The sequence below is a fragment of the Pseudomonas fildesensis genome (assembly GCF_001050345.1).
In the GTDB taxonomy this organism is placed as follows: domain Bacteria; phylum Pseudomonadota; class Gammaproteobacteria; order Pseudomonadales; family Pseudomonadaceae; genus Aquipseudomonas; species Aquipseudomonas fildesensis.
In genome coordinates this window covers 409329-425255 of sequence record NZ_LFMW01000012.1, presented here as the reverse complement: position 1 = coordinate 425255, position 15927 = coordinate 409329, and the positions used below count along the sequence as shown (strand labels likewise).

The window sequence follows — 15927 nt, the reverse complement described above, 5'->3', positions numbered from 1 at the left end:
TCGGGTTTACGGGCTTTTGTCGGATTGCTCATTGCATCGCCTCTTGTCGGTTTTATAGGTGATTGCACTCAAACACGACCACAGTAAAGTTGATGATTGCCCGCATGACAAATGTGGGTATCGCGATAACCGTTCTCATTAGTCGATTTGGTTATTTACATATACTCAAACATCACTTTTGCGCATAAACGCAAACTGGTATCGTGCGCCGGCTCCGTTGGGAGTGCGCGGCCGTGCGCGCAGATTTGCCGAGAACAGGACCTATATGTACGTATACGACGAATACGATCAGCGCATCATCGAGGACCGCGTCAAGCAGTTCCGTGATCAGACCCGACGCTATCTGGCAGGCGAACTGAGCGAAGAAGAGTTCCGCCCTCTGCGCCTGCAAAATGGCCTTTATGTTCAGCGCTTTGCGCCGATGCTGCGGGTGGCCGTGCCCTATGGCCAACTGACTTCGCGCCAGACGCGCATGATGGCCAAGATTGCCCGCGACTTCGACAAAGGCTATGCCCACATCAGTACCCGCCAGAACGTGCAGTTCAACTGGCCGGCGCTGGAAGACGTGCCGGACATCCTGGCTGAACTGGCCACTGTGCAGATGCACGCTATTCAGACCAGCGGTAACTGCCTGCGCAACGTGACCACCGACCAATTCGCCGGCGTTGCCGCCGACGAACTGATCGACCCGCGCCCCTGGTGTGAAATCGTCCGCCAGTGGACGACCTTCCACCCGGAATTCGCCTACCTGCCGCGCAAGTTCAAGATCGCCATCAATGGCTCGACATCGGACCGTGCGGCCATTGAAGTGCACGATATCGGCCTGGAGCCGGTGCACAACGCGGCCGGCGAGCTGGGCTTTCGCGTACTCGTCGGTGGCGGCCTGGGCCGTACGCCGGTGGTGGGCGCATTTATCAACGAGTTCCTGCCGTGGCAGCACCTGTTGAGCTACCTCGACGCCATCCTGCGGGTCTACAACCGCTACGGCCGTCGTGACAACAAATACAAGGCCCGGATCAAGATCCTGGTCAAGGCGCTGACACCTGAGGTGTTTGCCCAGAAAGTCGACGCCGAAATGGAACACCTGCGCGGCGGCCAGACCACCCTGACCGAAGCCGAAGTTCACCGTGTGGCCAAGCACTTCGTCGATCCTGAGTACAAGGCCCTGAGCAATCAGGACGCCGAACTGGCTGAACTCGACAAGCAGCACCCAGGTTTCGCCCGCTGGCGCACCCGCAACACCCTGGCGCACAAAAAGCCGGGCTATGTGGCCGTGACCCTGTCGCTGAAACCCACCGGCGTGGCGCCGGGCGATATCACCGACAAGCAACTGGACGGCGTCGCCGACCTGGCCGAGCGCTATAGCTTCGGCCAACTGCGCACCTCTCACGAGCAGAACATCATTCTGGCGGACGTCGAGCAGAGCCAACTGTTCACCCTGTGGGGCGAGCTGCGCGAAGGCGGTTTCGCCACGCCGAACATCGGCCTGCTGACCGACATCATCTGCTGCCCGGGCGGCGACTTCTGCTCCCTGGCCAATGCCAAGTCGATCCCGATTGCCGAATCTATCCAGCGCCGTTTCGATGACCTGGACTACCTGTTCGACATCGGCGAGCTGGACCTGAACATCTCCGGTTGCATGAACGCCTGTGGTCACCACCACGTCGGCCACATCGGCATCCTGGGCGTGGACAAGAAAGGCGAAGAATTCTACCAAGTGTCCCTGGGTGGCAGCGCCAGCCGCGATGCGAGCCTGGGCAAGATCCTCGGCCCGTCCTTCGCCCAGGAAGCCATGCCGGCGGTGATCGGCAAACTGATCGATGTGTACATCGAACAGCGCACCGAAGATGAGCGTTTCATCGACACCTACCAGCGCATCGGCATTGACCTGTTCAAGGAGCGCGTCTATGCAGCGAATCATTAAGAACAACGAAGTCCTCGACGAAACCTGGCACCTGCTGCCCAAGGACGCGAGCTTCGACGGCATCTCCAACTGCGACGACCTGATCGTTCCGCTGGCGCTGTGGCGCGAGCACGGCCACGCCCTCAAGGCCCGCGACGGCGGCCTGGGTGTGTGGCTGGACGCCGATGAAGAAGCCGAAGAGATCGGTGATGACGTGGAGCACTTCCAGGTGATCGCCCTGAACTTCCCGGCCTTCACCGACGGTCGCAACTACTCCAACGCACGCCTGCTGCGTGACCGCTACGGTTACAAAGGCGAATTGCGCGCGATTGGCGACGTGCTGCGCGACCAACTGTTCTACCTGCGCCGCTGCGGGTTCGATGCCTTCGCCTTGCGCGCCGACAAAGACCCGTACGAAGCGCTGGAAAGCCTCAAGGACTTCTCGGTGACGTACCAGGCTGCAACGGATGAACCGCTGCCGCTGTTCCGTCGACGCTGAGTCCTCGGTAGCCACACACCAAGGGCAAACACTGCACCTGTGGCGAGGGAGGGCCCACCCCGTCTTCGACGCCGCGCTGTCGCGCAGCAAACTGGGCCCTCTGTGGCGAGCGGGCTTGTCCCGCGTTGGGGTGCGAAGCGCCCCTGATGAAGACGATGCGGTGTATCGGGCACTCCTCTGCGCCTGGTTTTGGGGCTGCTGCGCAGCCCAACGCGGGACAAGCCCGCTCGCCACAAGAATGCGGTCGCCTGAAAGTGTTTATGCAAGACTCAAGACTTTAGGGTGAAATTTTAACCCTTTAAAATCAGTAAGTTATTTTAAGTTTGATAAGAGGGGGCTTGCTCCCGATTGCGGCGTGTCAGGCACTGTGTTTATTGACTGACCCACTGCTATCGGGAGCAAGCCCCCTCCCACACTGTCCTGCGTTGTTCTCAAGGTTGAGTTACACCCCTTGGCTACGCAACCAGCTCATCAACTGCGGCAACGGAAACGCCCCACTCTGACGCGCCACTTCGCGGCCGTTCTTGAACAGAATCAAACTGGGGATCGAACGAATCCCCAACTGCGCCGAAAGCTGTTGATTGGCCTCGCTGTCGAGCTTGGCCAACCGGCACTTGCCTCCCAGCTGCCCAGCTGCCTGTTCAAACACCGGCGCGAACGACTTACACGGTCCACACCACTCGGCCCACACATCCACCAGCAACGGCAGATCGCCCTTGATCTGGCTGGCGTAGTCGCCTTCCTTGAGTTCAAAAGGCTTGCTCAACAACACGGGCTGCTTGCAACGCCCACATTTCGGCGCGTCAGCCAGGCGTTCGCTGGGGATGCGGTTGAGGCCGTTGCAATGTGGGCAGGGGATTACGAGAGGTTCGGACATGGTGGCGCTCCTTTGAAACTGGCCAATAGGTCCTATTTGGAGTCGCGCACAGGTTTTATCAAGCGAGGGTGTGGCGACGCATGTGCTCACAGATTCGTCCGTGTTGATTTGCGCATGTCTATCTAGGCTGTGAAGGCGTGTTCAACACAGCGCCACTGGTCCGTTTGAGGCTATAGCAAATTGCGATAGTCGGAGTTCGGGTATAACCTTCATAGCAAGATGCGATAGGGATGTTGCATGCGAGTGATTAGTGCGAAGCACATCCGAAATGCCAAGGAAAAATGGCCCCATTCAGCCAGTGCTTTGGATGAGTGGCATCGGAAAGTCAAAGTCATCAGTCCTGAAGACTTCGCCGCGTTGAAATCGGTTTTCCCCGCGGTGGATAAGGTTGGGTCGTTGCACGTCTTCAATATCGCAGGCAACAAGCTACGACTCATTGCGGCAGTGCGCTATCGAATGCAGCGCCTCTATATCCGACATGTTCTGGACCATCGTGAATACGACAAGGGTAAGTGGAAGGAGTAACTGCAAATGAGTGTACTGATCGAGCAGGTAGTCGAGCATTGGCAATTCGTATCACCCCTGCTGCGCAAACCCAAAACTGAGGCGGACTACGATGTGCTGGTGGAGGCGCTGGACGAATTATTGGATATTGTGGGGGAAAACGAAGCCCATCCACTGATGGGCGTGGTTGATATCATCGGTGACTGGGTCGAGGCCTACGACTTAGAACATTGGCCAATTCCTGAGGTGAGTGGAGTCGATGTATTACGGTCAATGATGCAGGAGCATGGGTTGACTCAGAGTGATTTGCCGGGTGTTGGCGCTCAATCGGTTGTTTCAGAAATACTGAGTGGGAAACGCCAGCTGAACGTGCGACAGATTCGTTGGCTGGCGGAGTTTTTTAAGGTGCCGGTAGACATGTTTATCTGATCGCAATCATGGCATGGGCGACCTTCTGGAAATGTCGTCCTTACGACGAACAACTAATCTCCAAATGCTTCCCCCAGTCCGGCGGCCGCTGCGCGTACTGTTCCATCCCCGGCTGTTCCTCAAACGGTCTGGTCAGCACCTCATGCAGCCGCCGCACTTCGCTGTAATCGCCTGACTCGGCCGCAGTGATAGCGTTCTGCGCAAGATAATTGCGCAGGATGTACAGCGGGTTCACCGCATGCATCCGCTCGCAGCGCTGTTCTTCGTTGTCATCGCTATCCCGTGCAACGCGGGCCGTGTACTGCTCGGCCCAGGCATCAAACCCTGCGATATCGACAAAATCATCGCGCAACCGCGCCACGGCCAGCGCCGCCGATTCATCACCCAACCGGCGGAAGAATAACGTGTAGTCAACGGCGCTGTTCTGCATCAATTGCAGCAAGCGCTCCACCAGCTTCTGGTCATCGTCTTCGGCGGTGGTCAGTCCCAATCGGCGGCGCATCAGGTCCAGGTAATTCGCCTGATACAGCGGCAGGTACAGGCCGAGCGCTTCCTTCAAGGCTTCAACGCTGATAAACGGCGTGAGTGCCTGGGCCAGCGCGCTGAGGTTCCACTGTCCGATCGGCACTTGGTTGCTAAAGGAGTAACGCCCTTCGTGGTCGGAGTGGTTGCAGATGAAATGCGCGTCAAAGTCGTCGAGAAACGCAAACGGACCAAAGTCGAAGGTGATGCCGAGGATCGACATGTTGTCGGTGTTCATCACCCCGTGGCAGAAGCCGTAGGTCTGCCATTTGGCGATCAGTTCGGCATTCCGCTCGACGATTTCGCGGAACATCGCAAGGTACGGTTCTGGCTGTTCCATGCACTCGGGGAAGTGCAATGAAAGCACATGCTCGGCCAGCTCTTTCTGCTGCTCGGGCTTCTTCGTGTAGTAGAAATACTCGAAATGCCCAAAGCGGATATGGCTGTGCGCCAGGCGCAACACCATCGCCCCGCGTTCCTGTTTTTCACGCCACACCGGGGTACTGGAGCCGATTACGCACAACGCGCGGCTGCTGGGGATGCCCAGCGCATGCAGCGCTTCAGATGCCAAAAACTCACGAATCGAAGAGCGCAGCACCGCACGCCCATCGCCCATCCGCGAGTAAGGCGTCTGCCCGGCGCCTTTGAGGTGCAGGTCCCAATGCTCAAAGGCCTCGTTGTACACCTCGCCCAGCAACAACCCACGGCCATCGCCCAATTGCGGGTTGTATGAGCCGAACTGATGCCCGGAATAGACCATCGCCCGCGGTTGCGCCTCGGCCCACAGCTTGTGCCCGCTGAACAGCTCGGCGAATACCGGCGTTTCGGCCACCGCCGGGTCGAGGTCGAGCAGCGCCATGGCGGCGTTGCTGGCGACTACAAGGCGCGGTTCGTCGAGGGGTTCGGGCAGCACGTGGGTCGAGAACGCATCGCCCAGGCGTGCGAAGCGGTTGTCGAAGGTCAGTTCGTCGAGGGCTTTCACCGGCCATCTCCAGCAGAATGTCCGAGCATTCTGCTGGGGATAGGCGTTTTAGTCGAGCTTGGAGGGTGGCGGCTCGGGGGCGTCCACCACTTTGCCCGGTGGCGGCTCCGGCAAGTCGTGGGGCTCGGCCGGACCGACGATGGTGCGATTCTCGTCTTCCACCGGCACCAGCTTGTACTCCTGGCCGTGGAGGTTCTTCAGGTAGACCTCCATCTGTCGGAACGAGATGTTGATGTGGTTGTTCTTGAACTCGCGGTTGATAAAGCGGTTCACCTCGTCGATCACCGGGTTGCGGTCACCGAGGTCGCGCACGTGCATGCGCAGCTCATGGTCGAGGGTGCTTTCGCCGAAGTTGAGGAAGTAAACGTGGGGTTCGGGCTCTTTCAGGACCCGTGGGTTTTCCCGCGCGGCCTGGAGTAGCAAGGCCTTCACCAGGTCGAGGTCGGAGCCGTAGTCCACACCGAGTTTCAGGGTGACGCGGGTGATGGTGTCGGTCAGCGACCAGTTGATCAGTTGCCCGGTAATAAACGTCTTGTTCGGGACAATGATGTCCTTGCGGTCAAAGTCGGTGATCGTCGTGGCGCGGATGCGGATCTTGCTCACCGTGCCCGACAGGTTGCCGATGGTGATGGTGTCGCCGATGCGCACCGGGCGTTCGAACAGGATCATGATGCCGGAGATAAAGTTGGCGAAGATCTCCTGCATGCCGAAGCCCAGGCCCACCGACAGCGCCGCGACAAGCCATTGCAACTTGTCCCAGCTCACGCCGAGGGTCGAGAGGGTGGACACGAAGCCCACGCCGGCAATCACATAGGACAACAACGTGGTGGTGGCATACGCGCTGCCCTGCGCCAAGTCGAGCTTGGACAGCACCAGCACCTCCAGCAAACCGGGCAGGTTGCGCGCCAGGGCGAAGGTGATACCGATGATGATCAGCGCGCCGAGCAAGTCGCCAATGCTGATGGGCACCATGCTGATATTGGCGCCGGTGCCGCTGGTGTATTCGTAGAGGGTGACGTTGTCGAGGTAGGAAAAGACCGAGATCAGGTCAGACCACACCCAGTACAGCGCGGCGATAAAGCCACCGAGCAATGCCAGGCGAATCAGGCGCATGGACTGTTCGTTGACCTGCTCGATGTCCAATGTCGGTTCTTCAATCACCGCTTCGCCATCGCCGGCTTCCTTGGCGGCCTGGCGTTTGGCCAGGGCTCGGGCATAGGCCAGGCGTCTGGCAGCAACGCCCAGGCCACGCACGAAGGTGGCTTCGATGACCAGCCAGAACATCAGCAGGTACAGGGTGTTGATCAACCGGTCGCTGAGCTTGAGGGCGGTGTAGTAGTAGCCAAAGCACACGGCAATAAACAGCGCGATGGGCAGGGCGGTAAACAGCAGGCCTACGGCTTTGCGGAACAGCGAGGCTTTTTCATGGGTCGGGCTATGCAGCAGCAAGCGTCCCAGCAGCCAGGCCATCAGGGCGTAGCATGTGAGCACCACGCCGATGCCCAGTACGTCGTCCGCCAGCGCCGCCGGCTGGTGCTCGGCAATCGCCACCACGGCCACCAAGGCCAGTACCACCAGCCCGAGTTTGCGTACCCAGCCTTGCAGGAATTCAACCTGAGGTCGTTCCCAGCGGAAGTGCAGCTCCGCCACGCCACCCGGCGCGAGGATGCGGTAGGCGGTGTAGAACACCAGCCATGCCTGGGCGATTTGCAGGAGCGCCGCGCCGAGGTTGGCGTTTTGCCCACGGGCGTCGATCTGCAATGCATAGCCGCACAGCGCCAAGCCCAGGGTCACCGGCATGGCCAGCAGGATATTCACCAGGATCGCCTGCGGCGTGTGCCACTGGCTGTCGCGCTTGAAGTGGCCGATGTCCAGGTGGACCTTTTTCAGGCGTGCATACAGAGCGTTGCGCCGCCACAACAGGGCGCCGATCAACAGCAAAAGTGGCAAGAACAGCAGCGGGCGCTGGGTCAAACCGTCGTACAGCTCGCTGACGCTGGAGGCCCAGGGCAGGGTGGTGACTTGCTTGCTCAGGTGTGCCGGGACGGTTTCCAGCCATTCGGTGTCCAGCGGCTTGTTGCTGGGGATCCAGAACATCTGCTCATCCAGCGTCGCGCGCAGGGTGGTGGCGGTGCTCAGCAGTTGCTTCTGGTTCAGTTGCAGGGTGATGGATTCGTTAAGCAGCGCGCTCAGCTCGCGGCTCAGGCGCTCCAGCAGGTCACTACGGGTGATCGCCAGCTCCAGCAGGGTGCGCCGCAGTTGCGGGGTGACGTCGTCCGGCGGTTGGTTGGCCAGCAAGTTATCCACATAGCTGCTGGGGGAGCTGATCAGTTCACGCTGCTGGTTGACCTCGAACTGGTACAGGCGAATGTTGGCGATATCGTCAGCCAAGTCGCGGTCCACTGTCAGACGTGGCAGTGCCTGTTTCTGCTTATAAAGAATTTTCGACAGCAGCAGGCTGCCCTTGAGCACGTTGATCTGCTCGTCCAGCGCCGAGTCGCTCTGGGTGACGGTGTCCAGTTGTTGCTTGGTCTTGAGGTTTTTCTGGGTCAGGTCGTTGAGGCGGTCAGTACTTTTGAGCAGGTAGTCGGACAGCTTCAGGTTGGCCGCGCTTTCTGTGGCGAGCAGGCTGCTACCACCGGCTTTCTGCGCTTCGATGGACTGTTGGGTCACGGTTTGCTGGGACTGGGCCAGGCGTTTCTGGTTGATCAGGGTTTGCAGGTCCTGGATCTCTTGTTCCAGGCGCGCGGTTTTTTCCATCACCAGGTCATGTTGGCTGTTGCCCAGGTCTTGCAGCTGGCTGTTGCCGGCCAGTTCCTGGCGGCGCAGGGGGATCAGCGCGTTCAGGGAGGCGAGTTCGGCGTTCAGCTGGTTGCGCTGGTCGCCGCTGAGGGCTTTGCCATTGTCCTTGCCGGCCTTGAGGGTTGAATTGATCTGCTGGATGCGCGTCTGGCTGCTGCTGATTTCGGTCTGGGCGCGCTCGGGGCGAGTCTGGGCGGCGATAGTCAGGCTGTTGGCCTCGGCCAGGTCTTTTTGCAGATCGCCTTGCTGGGTGGTGCGCTGCACCAGCAGTTGCTCAAGTTGCGGCACCGGCAGCGTGGCGTAGCGTTGGGCCACTGGGACGACCTTGGTGGCCTTGAGACGGGTCAGCTCGCGCTGGTTATCGGTGGTCTGGCGCGGAGCGTCTTCCAGCTGGCGCTTGAGGTCGGCCAGGCGTTGCTCGTAATCCTGCTGGTTGCCCAGGTAGGTCAGGGTCTGTTGCAGGATCGACTGCAGCGCCTTCATGTCGGCGTCGGGCAGCTTGCGGTCGGGCAGCTTGTCCAGGGTTTGCTGGATGGCGTCGGCGCTGGGCGGGTCGGCGGCGTGTACGCTGCCGACACAAAGGGTCAGGCTCAGCAGGGCAGTGGCGAGAAAAGTGCGCAGGGTTGGCATAGAGACCGGTCGAGCAAGGTGAAGAATCGGGGCGTCGTCGCCCCGCAGTTTAGAGGAAGAGTCCGGGGCCCGGGCGACTTCCTTCGGGGAATCTGACGCCCACTTTGCCAATCTTGTTCCCGTCCATGACCGCGACCGTCCAGATAGTGTTGTTCCACTCCACCTGGTCGCCCACCACCGGCGCGCCGCCGACTTTCTGGTTGATGAAGCGGCTCAATGGCATGTCCGGGTCGAGGCCTTCGAGCTTGAGGCCATACAGCGCCGAAACCGCGCCCAGCTGGGCGTCGCCTTCCAGCACGAAGTCGCCGAAGAAGCGCAGGTCGAGGCCGCGTTGCGGGGCCTGGCTGAACAGTTTGCCCAGTGCCGGCAGGTTGTGTTCGTGGCCTATCACGCAGAGCAAATCGTCGACTTCCAGCACCGTACTACCCGACGGATGGAGCAGTTGCTGGCCACGAAACAGGGCTGCGATGCGCGTGCCTTCGGGCATTTTCAGCTCGCGCAGGGCCGCGCCAATGCACCATTTTTCCGCGCCCAGGCGGTACACGAACAGCTCCCACTCGCTGGTGACGTGCACTTCCAGGGCTGCGCGGGAAATCGGCGCAGGGTCCGGTGGTACGGTCACTTTCAGCAACTTGGCCACCCACGGCAGGCTCGTACCCTGCACCAGCAGCGAGACCAGCACGATGAAGAACGCCAGGTTGAAGTACAGCTGCGCATGGGGCAGGCCGGCCATCAGCGGGAACACTGCCAGAATGATCGGCACCGCGCCGCGCAGGCCGACCCAGGCGATAAAGGCCTTTTCACGGCCATGGAACGCTTTGAACGGCAACAGGCCGACCATCACCGACAGCGGCCGTGCGAACAAAATCATCCACAGCGCCAGGCCCAGGGCCGGCAGCGCAATCGGCAGCAAATCATGGGGCGTGACCAGCAGGCCCAGCACGAGGAACATGCCGATCTGTGCGAGCCAGGCCATGCCGTCGAGCATATGCAAAATGCCATGACGGCTGCGCACCGGGCGGTTGCCGATCACCAGGCCGCACAGGTACACGGCGAGGAAGCCGCTGCCGTGCAGGGCGTTGGTCAGGGCGAAGACGAACAGCCCGCCGGCGATCACCAGGATCGGGTAAAGGCCGGTGGCCAGGTTGATGCGGTTGACCATCTGCAGCATCAGCCAGCCGCCGCCCAAGCCGACGAGGCCGCCGATGCCGAATTCGCGGATCAGGTGCGTCAGCAGGCTCCAGTGCAGGCCGGTCTGGCCGCTGGCGAGCATGTCGATCAGGGTGACGGTGAGGAACACCGCCATGGGGTCGTTGCTGCCGGATTCGATTTCCAGGGTAGCCGTGACCCGCTCGTTGAGGCCCTTGCCGCCGAGCAGCGAGAACACCGCTGCGGCGTCGGTGGAACCGACGATGGCGCCGATCAGCAGGCCTTGAATGATATTGAGGTCAAACAGCCAGGCCGCCGCCATGCCGGTGAGGCCAGTGGTAATCAACACCCCCACCGTGGCTAGCGATAACGCCGGCCACAGTGCCACGCGGAAACTCGCCACCCGCGTGCGCAGGCCACCGTCGAGCAGGATCACTGCCAGCGCGAGGTTGCCTACAAGGTAGGCGGTTGGGTAGTTATCGAAGATGATGCCGCCGCCATCGACGCCGGCGACCATGCCCACGGCCAGGATAATCACCAGGATCGGGATGCCCAGGCGGGACGAAAGAGAACTCACCAGAATGCTCGCACTCACCAGCAACGCGCCGATCAAGAACAGGCTGTTGATGGTCGTCGCATTCAAAGGCAGTACTCCATGAGCAAATAAGACGGGGCGCAAACTGACCATGCAGTCTGCGTGCCAGCGATTCTAACCTGTTGAATTGCTGCGCTGTCAAAAAGGTTTGATGGTGGGCCGAGATCTAAATGTGGGAGGGGGCTTGCTCCCGATGGCGGTGGGTCAGCAGTACATTTGCCGGCTGACACACCGTCATCGGGAGCAAGCCCCCTCCCACCTTTTTAACCCCGTGCAGTCAGTTAGAGGCGGAAACGCCCCACCATCCCATTCAAGTCCACCGCCAGGCGCGACAGTTCACTGCTCGCCGCACTGGTCTGGCTGGCACCGGTCGCCGACTGCACCGACAAATCACGAATGTTCACCAGGTTGCGATCCACTTCCCGCGCCACTTGCGCCTGCTCTTCTGCCGCGCTGGCGATCACCAGGTTGCGCTCGTTGATCTCGACAATCGCCGTATTGATCGTGTCCAGCGACATCCCCGCGCCCTTGGCGATGTTCAGCGTCGACTCCGCACGCTCGGTGCTGTTGCGCATCGAATTCACCGCATGTTCGGTGCCAGCCTGAATGCTGCTGATCATCCGCTCGATCTCGCTGGTGGACTGCTGGGTACGATGGGCCAACGCCCGTACCTCGTCAGCCACCACCGCAAACCCACGACCCGCTTCACCGGCACGCGCTGCTTCAATCGCCGCGTTCAGGGCCAGCAGGTTGGTCTGGTCGGCCAGGCCGCGAATCACGTCCAGCACCTTGCCGATATCGCGGGATTCATTGGCCAGGTCGCCAATCAGGGTGGCGGTGGCTTGCACGTCACCACTCATGCGCTCGATGGCGCTGACAGTTTCCTGCACCAGGTCGCGGCCATCACCGGCAGAGGTGGTGGCATTGCGTGAGGCTTCGGACGTGCTCACGGCATTGCGTGCGACTTCTTCGACGGCGCTGGTCATCTCGTTGACGGCGGTGGCGGCTTGTTCGATTTCGTTGTTTTGCTGGGTCAGGCCGCGAGCGCTTTCGTCGGTGACGGCGTTCAGTTCTTCCGCAGCAGAGGCCAGCTGAGTGGCCGATCCGGCGATGCGTTGCAGGGTGTCGCGCAGTTTTTCCTGCATCTTGGCCATGGCCAGCAACAGGCGCCCGGCTTCATCGTTGCCGTCGGCCTTGATCGGACGCGTCAGGTTGCCTTCGGCGATTTCTTCAGCGGCATCCAGTGCCTGGGAAATCGGCACGGTGATGCTGCGAGTCAGCAGCCAGGCGAACAACAGGGTCAGCGCGGTGGCAGCGATCAACAGGCCGACCACCAGGTCAAAGGCCATGTTGTATTGGTCTTCGGCTTGCTGGTTGGTGGCGTTGGCCATCTTGTTGTTGATGTCCAGCAGGCGCGTCAGCACGGCGTTGACCTGCTCGGAGTTGCTCAACAATTCGGTATTGAGCAGGGCCCGCAGCTCATCAATCTGATTGGCGCGCGACAGGCTCTTCATGCGTTCTTCAATCTGGTGGTACTGGCCGAGAAGGCGCACGTACTCGTCGTAGGCCGAACGCTCTTCGCTGCTGTCGATCAGTTTTTCGTAGACGCCCTGTGCGGTGCGGATCTGCTGGTTACGCAGTTCGAAGGCCTCCAGGGTTTTTTGCTGTACGTCCGGCTCGCGGTTGGTCAGCAAGCGGTACGACAGCACGCGCAGGCGCAAGGTCAGCTGGGTGAACTCGTCGAGGGCACGAATACTGGGCACGCTGGACAGGGTGATGTCTTCGGTGGCGCCACGGATTTTGCTCATCTGGTTCAGGGCGAACACACCGAGAAACAACATGAGTGCACCTATCAACGCGAAGCCCAAGAAGGCGCGCGGTGCGATATTCATATTACGAAGAGACATGCTGGAGTCCTGGGGAGAAGCGCGATCCGTGCGGTCATGAGGCGGGGTGTGCATCAACTATCGGCGGTACGACTAAAGTCTTAAGGGGCGTGCGCTTTTGTCGCATCTGACGAGGGGTTGGGCGGATTCAGGAACCAGATGGGGTAATTGCAGTCACTAAGGCTCGAAAGTGTGGCCCGGCCCTTAAAAATCGGGCTGCGCGCCGGGGATAACCCTGGCTTCCGAGGTGAATTTTCTTTATCGTCACCGCCCTTTGAAAAAGCCCGAGAAATCAAAATGTTAGAAGCATCCCTCAGCCAACTGGAACAACTGGTCAGCGACCTGGTACAGCAGAATCAGGACCTGCTGGGCAGCAACGAATCTCTCAAGGTCGAACTGGCCCGCGCCAAGGATGAAAACGACAGCCTGCAACTGAACCTGATGGAGCAGGAAGAAAAACACAGCGCCACCGCCGCGCGTATTCAAGCGTTGGTTGAGCGCGTGAGCGCAGGGCCTGTCAGCGCATGAATGAAGGGATAAAGGTCGTTTCGATTCTCGGAGAGGATTACTCGATCAAGGCGCCGGCCGGGGAAGACCAAACCCTGATGCACGCCGTGACGATGCTCAAGGCTTCCCTGGCCACCACCAAGAAAAAGTACCCGACCCTGATCGGTGACAAATTACTGGTGCTGGCCGCGCTGAACCTGTGCGCCGAGCAGATCGAAATGCAACAGCGTCACCAGCAGGAACTCGACCGTTACCAAGAGCAAGTCAGCGCCACGGTCGAGGTGATTTCAAAGGCGATTGGGCAGGGGGAGTGATTGGAGCGGCCTAAGCCTCTTCGATGATGAGGCCGATAGTGATGACCTCACCCTCTGCATCGAGTAGCCAGTCTTTTTCCAGAACCCGGTGTCTTTTACCTTGCCGGAAGTACGCTTCTCCAACGGCAACATTCAACAGAAATAGTGTTGAAAACGTGCTGTTGTCCGGAACGGGTTTGCCGTTAATGGTTGCCTTGATTGCGTTGGGTGAACTCATGTTCGCATGCTCCATTTCGATGAGTTGAACTCGCGGGAATACCCGAACGACAACGAGAACAACCATCCGGTCAGGTCATGCTAGTGCTGATCGTTGTATGGCGTCACCTGTGAACAATGACAGGTGGCGCAATGATGCTTACCTCAGAACCACTCATCCCGCATCCCCAGGCACGTATCATCGCGTGCCTCCAGAATCGCCAGCTCATGATGGCAGCCCGGCACTTCCCAGGTCAGGAAGTACCGGGCGGCCTGGAGCTTGCCTTTATAGAAGGCGACATCGGCCGCACTCCCCTTGGCCAGCCCTTCTTCTGCGCGAATCGCCTGTTCCAGCCAGCGCCAGCCAATCACCGTATGCCCGAACACCTTCAGGTACAGCGCCGAATTCGCCAGGCTGCTGTTGACCTTGCCTTGGGCGAGGTCCGTCAGCAGACCAATCGTGACGCTTTGCAGGCGGGCCACCAAGTGTTCCAGCGGCTCTCTCAAGGCAGTGAGTGAGGGGTATTCTTGTGCGCGTGCGCCGGTCTCGGCGATCAACCGAATCAACTGTTTAAGGCCTGCGCCGCCGTTCTGCGCGAGCTTGCGCCCGAGTAAATCCAGGGACTGGATGCCGTGCGTGCCTTCGTGGATCGGGTTCAGGCGGTTGTCGCGATAGTACTGCTCCACCGGGTATTCGCGGGTGTAGCCGTGGCCGCCGAGGATCTGGATCGCCAGTTCGTTGGCCTTCAGGCAAAACTCCGACGGCCAGGATTTGACGATGGGGGTCAGCAGGTCCAGCAGCTCGTGTGCGTGCTTGCGTTCGGCGTCGGTTTCCAGGGTGGTGGTGTCGTCGAACAGCCGCGCGGCGTACAGGCCCAGGTCGAAGGCGCCTTCTACATAGGCTTTCTGGGTTAGCAGCATGCGCTTGATATCGGCGTGCTGGATGATCGACACCGGTGCGGTACTTGGGTCCTTGTTGTCTGGTAGTCGACCCTGCGGGCGCTCGCGGGCGTATTCCAGGGAATACAGGTAGCCGGCGTAACCGAGCATGACCGCGCCCATGCCGACGCCGATGCGCGCTTCGTTCATCATCTGGAACATGCAGCTCAGGCCCTGGTGCGGTTTTCCCACCAGATAGCCGACGCAGTTGCCGTTATCGCCGAAATTCAACGCAGTAGACGTGGTGCCGCGCCAGCCCATCTTGTGAAACAGCCCGGCCAGCAGCACATCGTTGCGCTCGCCCAGGCTGCCGTCCTCGTTGACCAGGTATTTGGGCACGATAAACAGTGAAATGCCCTTCACTCCGCTCGGCGCATCCGGCAGCTTGGCCAGGACCATGTGCACGATGTTTTCCGACAGCGAGTGATCGCCGCCGGAGATGAAGATCTTGTTGCCCTTGAGGCGATAGCTGCCGTCAGGCGCAGGCTCTGCGCGCGTACGAATATCCGACAGGGACGAGCCCGCGTGGGGTTCAGTGAGCGCCATCGTGCCGAAGAAGCGGCCGTCGATCATCGGTTGCAGGAAGCGTTGTTTCTGCTCCTCGGTGCCGAAGCTCTCGATCAGGTTGGCGGCGCCCATGGTCAGGAACGGGTAGGACGTCGACGCGGCGTTTGCCGACTGGAAATGCGCGAAGCAGGCTTGGGACAGCAAGGTTGGCAACTGCATGCCGCCGGCTTCGAAGCTGCGGGCCGCGTTGAGGAAGCCCGCTTCGAGGAAGGCGTCCACGGCGGGTTTCACTTCCGGAATCAGAATCGCCTTACCGTCTTCGTAGCGCGGTTCGTTCTCGTCGTTCTTGCGGTTGTGGGGGGCGAAGTACTTTTCGGCGATGCTGCGCGCGGTGTTGATGGCCGCGTCGAAGGTCTCGCGGTTGTGCTCGGCAAACCGCTCGCGCTGGGTCAAGCCCTCGGCATCAAGGACTTCGTACAGCTCGAAAGCCAGATTGCGGGAACTGAGCAGCGTCTCGGACATGGCGGCTTACCTGTGTGGGGATAGGCCTGAGTCTAAGTGCGCGAATAGAAGCTGGATAGCAAGATTGATCTGGGTGATGGAGGGGCAGAACGCAGGCGAGGAATTGAAATGCGGTCAAATGTGGGAGGGGGCTTGCTCCCGATAGCGATATTTCAGTCACACAAG

Annotated in this window: 13 protein-coding genes and 1 pseudogene; 6 read left to right on the top strand and 8 right to left on the bottom strand. The window is 60.2% G+C overall.

What is annotated here, in order from left to right; genetic code table 11:
• The first annotated feature begins 265 nt into the window (after positions 1-265).
• A complete protein-coding gene (locus ACR52_RS18995) occupies positions 266-1924 on the top strand; it encodes a nitrite/sulfite reductase (protein ID WP_048727767.1) in 1659 nt (552 codons plus the stop codon).
• Positions 1908-2402, top strand: a complete 495-nt coding sequence (locus ACR52_RS18990) for a DUF934 domain-containing protein (protein ID WP_048727764.1) — start codon at positions 1908-1910, stop codon at positions 2400-2402. The genes ACR52_RS18995 and ACR52_RS18990 overlap by 17 nt, the downstream gene beginning before the upstream one ends.
• Positions 2403-2844: 442 nt before the next feature.
• Here ACR52_RS18990 and trxC read toward each other — a convergent pair whose 3' ends face one another.
• Complete coding sequence (gene trxC, locus ACR52_RS18985) at positions 2845-3279, bottom strand: thioredoxin TrxC (protein ID WP_048727761.1); 435 nt, start codon at positions 3277-3279, stop codon at positions 2845-2847.
• A 237-nt stretch (positions 3280-3516) separates the two neighbouring features.
• Here trxC and ACR52_RS18980 point away from each other — a divergent pair, with 237 nt between their 5' ends.
• The gene (locus ACR52_RS18980) at positions 3517-3804 is read left to right on the top strand and encodes a type II toxin-antitoxin system HigB family toxin (RefSeq protein WP_048727758.1); all 288 of its coding nucleotides are present in this window, start codon (positions 3517-3519) and stop codon (positions 3802-3804) included.
• Positions 3805-3810: 6 nt separating this feature from the next.
• A complete protein-coding gene (locus ACR52_RS18975) occupies positions 3811-4212 on the top strand; it encodes a helix-turn-helix domain-containing protein (RefSeq protein ID WP_048727756.1) in 402 nt (133 codons plus the stop codon).
• Positions 4213-4252: 40 nt separating this feature from the next.
• Here ACR52_RS18975 and selO read toward each other — a convergent pair whose 3' ends face one another.
• The 5 genes and pseudogenes from selO to ACR52_RS31805 form a co-directional block, all read right to left on the bottom strand.
• A complete protein-coding gene (selO, locus tag ACR52_RS18970; protein ID WP_048727752.1) occupies positions 4253-5716 on the bottom strand; it encodes a protein adenylyltransferase SelO in 1464 nt (487 codons plus the stop codon).
• A 48-nt stretch (positions 5717-5764) separates the two neighbouring features.
• Entirely contained in the window at positions 5765-9148 is a 3384-nt protein-coding gene (gene mscK / locus ACR52_RS18965) for a mechanosensitive channel MscK (RefSeq protein WP_048727749.1), read from the bottom strand.
• A 49-nt stretch (positions 9149-9197) separates the two neighbouring features.
• Complete coding sequence (locus ACR52_RS18960) at positions 9198-10940, bottom strand: potassium/proton antiporter (protein WP_048727746.1); 1743 nt, start codon at positions 10938-10940, stop codon at positions 9198-9200.
• 233 nt (positions 10941-11173) lie between these two features.
• Entirely contained in the window at positions 11174-12037 is an 864-nt protein-coding gene (locus ACR52_RS31810) for a methyl-accepting chemotaxis protein (RefSeq protein ID WP_408003345.1), read from the bottom strand.
• Positions 12029-12784, bottom strand: a pseudogene (locus ACR52_RS31805) (MCP four helix bundle domain-containing protein); the annotation flags it as partial. The gene ACR52_RS31810 and the pseudogene ACR52_RS31805, both read right to left, overlap by 9 nt.
• 291 nt (positions 12785-13075) lie before the next feature.
• Between ACR52_RS31805 and ACR52_RS18950 the strand changes: the two are divergent.
• Together ACR52_RS18950 and ACR52_RS18945 are read left to right on the top strand one after the other, a co-directional pair.
• Positions 13076-13306: a hypothetical protein gene (locus tag ACR52_RS18950; RefSeq protein WP_048727740.1), complete on the top strand. Its 231-nt coding sequence runs from the start codon at positions 13076-13078 to the stop codon at positions 13304-13306.
• Positions 13303-13599: a cell division protein ZapA gene (locus tag ACR52_RS18945; RefSeq protein WP_048727738.1), complete on the top strand. Its 297-nt coding sequence runs from the start codon at positions 13303-13305 to the stop codon at positions 13597-13599. Before ACR52_RS18950 ends, ACR52_RS18945 begins: the two co-directional genes overlap by 4 nt.
• 10 nt (positions 13600-13609) lie before the next feature.
• Here ACR52_RS18945 and ACR52_RS18940 read toward each other — a convergent pair whose 3' ends face one another.
• Positions 13610-13816: a hypothetical protein gene (locus ACR52_RS18940; protein ID WP_152687644.1), complete on the bottom strand. Its 207-nt coding sequence runs from the start codon at positions 13814-13816 to the stop codon at positions 13610-13612.
• Between the two features lie 143 nt (positions 13817-13959).
• Complete coding sequence (locus tag ACR52_RS18935; protein ID WP_048727732.1) at positions 13960-15762, bottom strand: acyl-CoA dehydrogenase; 1803 nt, start codon at positions 15760-15762, stop codon at positions 13960-13962.
• Positions 15763-15927 lie beyond the last annotated feature (165 nt).